1 protein-coding gene and 1 pseudogene are annotated in these 551 nt (G+C 70.1%); both read right to left on the bottom strand.

Going from position 1 to position 551, the window contains the following annotated elements; translation table 11 throughout:
* On the bottom strand, positions 1 to 353 hold a 353-nt coding region (locus AC5P09_RS52105; protein WP_493880649.1), incomplete at its 3' end, for a glycosyltransferase.
* A pseudogene (locus tag AC5P09_RS52100) lies at positions 353 to 551 on the bottom strand (glycosyltransferase family 1 protein); the annotation flags it as partial. The gene AC5P09_RS52105 and the pseudogene AC5P09_RS52100, both read right to left, overlap by 1 nt.

Below are 551 nucleotides of genomic sequence, written 5' to 3'. Positions count from 1 at the left end.
CCGATCCGGGCGGCCATGCCCGACATCCAGAAATGGGCATGCACCACCCCGGGCCGCTCACGAGCGAAGGCACGCGCGAGGTAGGAGCCGAACGCCGGCATGTGCGGGAACAGGTCGTCCTTGGCAACGGCCTCGGCCGGCCCGGCCGGCACATGCTCGACCACCGCACCCCCGGGCAGCGGAACCCGGTCCGGCAGACGCGTACCGTCGCGGCGGGTGTAGACCGTCACGTCATGCCCGCGCCGGGCCAACTCCTCCGAGAGGCGGGCCACATACACATTCTGGCCGCCCGCATCGACACCACCCAACGCGGCAAGCGGACTGGCATGCTCGGACACCATGGCGATCCTCATCAGGCCACCACCTCCTTCAACAACCGCTCCCAGTCCTCCAGGAAACGCGACAACCCATACCGGGCCAGCACCGCCGCCCGCGCCCCCTCACCCACCACGCGGGCAGACAACGGATCAGCCAGAAAACCCCGCACCGCCTCATGCAGCACCTCAACCCGGTTCGACACCACCCCCGCCCCCACAGGCACCGCCTCCACC

The organism is Streptomyces sp. a15 (assembly GCF_059026085.1).
Note: the sequence above shows the minus strand (reverse complement) of the source record. Positions and strands in the feature narration are given on the sequence as shown.